This window comes from Halorubrum tibetense, from assembly GCF_042661865.1.
GTDB classification, from domain to species: Archaea; Halobacteriota; Halobacteria; order Halobacteriales; family Haloferacaceae; genus Halorubrum; species Halorubrum tibetense.
In genome coordinates this window covers 1-2,241 of the sequence record NZ_JBHSWW010000345.1, presented here as the reverse complement: position 1 = coordinate 2,241, position 2,241 = coordinate 1, and the positions used below count along the sequence as shown (strand labels likewise).

Annotated in this window: 3 protein-coding genes; 1 reads left to right on the top strand and 2 read right to left on the bottom strand. The window is 70.6% G+C overall.

Features of this window, described 5'->3' with window-relative positions:
• Positions 1-563: aminomethyltransferase family protein (locus ACFQEU_RS14800; protein WP_465261160.1), on the bottom strand; the 563-nt coding region annotated here is incomplete at its 3' end.
• Positions 564-699: 136 nt separating this feature from the next.
• Here ACFQEU_RS14800 and ACFQEU_RS14795 point away from each other — a divergent pair.
• Positions 700-1,380 (top strand): S26 family signal peptidase, encoded by a 681-nt coding sequence (locus tag ACFQEU_RS14795; protein ID WP_379783399.1) that lies wholly within the window; start codon positions 700-702, stop codon positions 1,378-1,380.
• An 80-nt stretch (positions 1,381-1,460) separates the two neighbouring features.
• On the opposite strand, the gene ACFQEU_RS14790 is transcribed toward ACFQEU_RS14795, so the two are convergent.
• Positions 1,461-2,039, bottom strand: a complete 579-nt coding sequence (locus tag ACFQEU_RS14790; protein WP_379783397.1) for an NYN domain-containing protein — start codon at positions 2,037-2,039, stop codon at positions 1,461-1,463.
• Between the last annotated feature and the right edge of the window lie 202 nt (positions 2,040-2,241).

Here is a 2,241-nt window from a genome sequence, read left to right as displayed (position 1 = left end):
TCGCTCGCTGCCGTCATCGCCGCGGCCGCGTCCGGCCCCTGAACCGCGACCATCGCCCAGTCAGCCGTCGTGTTCTCGACGGCGGCGTCGAACCCGTTCGCGTCCCGGCACTCGACCCAGCGGTCGAGGGTAGCCGCGTCGTGTCCGGCGTTCGGCACGAAGAGGTAGGCCGGGTCACCGTCCGGCGCGTCGAGGTCGCCGTCGACCCCCGAAAGCGACGCGGCCGCCGACCCCGCGGCCGTCCCGTCCGGGAGTCGGTAGACGACGGTGTCGTCGAGCATGACGCCGTCCGCGTTCGTGATCGCCGCGTACTGGGAGTCGCCCGGGTCGAGCGCGGCCACGTCGTTGGTCGTCAGCCGGTTCATCAGCGTCGTCGCGTCCGGGCCGCTCACCTCGATCTCGCCCATATGTGAGACGTCGAACGCGCCGACCGCCTCGCGGACGGCGGCGTGTTCCTCGCTGATCGAGTCGAACTCGACGGGCATCTGCCAGCCCCCGAAGTCCGTGAACGTCGCGCCGCTCCCCTCGTGGACGCCGTGTAGTGGCGGGGTCCGATCGGTCATGACGGCAGCTCTCCCGCACCGACCTAAGGTCTTGCCATCGGGGGATGACAGGACTCGATTCCGGACCACTCGTGTGGGCGGCGCCCCGTCTCGTCACGCCGACACGCTCAAGTCCGCCCCGAACGCCGTGTGTCTCGTGAGCGATCCCCGTCCCGGTCCGTTCGGACCGTTGGTGGCTGTCGCCATCCTTGCCGCGGTCGCGGTCGCCGCCGGCGGAGCGTGGCCGCCGTTCGTTGCCGTCGAGAGCGACAGTATGGCACCCGGCGTCGAGCGCGGCGATCTCGTGGTCGTCGCCGCGACCGACCGACGGGGCGGGGTGGTCGGGAGCGACGAGGCAGACGCGCCGACGCGACTGGGCGAAACCGGCGACGTGGTCGTGTTCACGTCGCCGACGGAACCGGACCGCCCGATCCTCCACCGCGTGGCGTTCGAGGTGAGTGCCGGCGAGGACTGGACCACACGCGCGGATCCGACCATGCTCACCGCCGACTGTACGGACCTCCGGTCGTGTCCGGCCGCACACGACGGGTACGTGACGTACGGGGACGCGAACGGCGCGTACGACCAGAGTACGGGGATCTCACCCGTCGTCCGTGAGGAGTGGGTTCACGCCAAGGCGGTCGCGTCGATCCCGGTCGTCGGCTACGCCCGGATCGGGGCTGACGCCGCGATCGCCCGATTCGGAGCAGTCATCGCCGGCGCGGGGATCGTGGTTCTACTCGCCGGGATCGGCGGGCTCGGATCCATACTCCTCGGCCGCGTTCGGGACGGTTGGATGGACCGACGGCGGGACGTTCATCGGTCGGGCGAGGAGTGAGTAAACCGCTGCTAAGGGAGGGTCACGGGTAAGCGAGAACGCACTCCCGAGACTCCGGAGTCTCCTGACGGCGAGGGATCTCAGTCGGTTGAGTCGTCGTTATCGCCACCACGCACCGTCGCCGTCGTCGTCCCGTCTGCTTCGGTCGGGGCCGGCATCTCGTCGTCCGTCCCCGCCGACTGCCCGTTTCCCTCCCCGCCCTCCAGGTCGCTATCGTCGGCGTCGAGGGTGACGGAGTCGGTCGCGGCGTTCCGGAGGGCGTCCGACCGGCCGAACGCCCCCGGAGCGATCGCGAGCGTCCGGATCCCGTAGCCGTTGGCGGTCTCCAGTACGGGCTTGAAATCGGTGTCCCGGGAGGCGATCGCGAGCGTCGACATCCGTGCCTCCGCGGCGAACCGGCTGGCGTCGACGGCCAGTTTGACGTCGACGTCGCCGCTGGTGACGATCACCTCGAAGCCGCGCGCCTCCGCCGCCTGGATCAACCCCGGCGTGGCGTGCTCGTCGAGGTAGAGCCGCGTCGTCACGAGCGGCCCCTCCGCCTCCGCGGCCTCTCGAACGTCGTCGAGGTCGACGTCGAACTCGTCGCGCAACACGTTCGGGCCGTCGACGAACAGCGCGACCCCACCCGCGCTCCCGTCCCCCTCGCTGCTGGTGTCCATACGGTTCCGAACGGGGTCGACGGGAAAAGGCGTGCTGATCCGCGCGGCTCCATCCCGTGCCGGGGAAAGGTACAACTCACCGCTACCCGTTGGTCCGAGCGTGCACGACGGTTCCGAGCACAGCCGTCCGTTCGTGACGACCGTCGGGGCGCTCGCGATCGTCGGCGGCGGCGCGGCCGTCGGAGTAGCCGCGGCGTCGAGC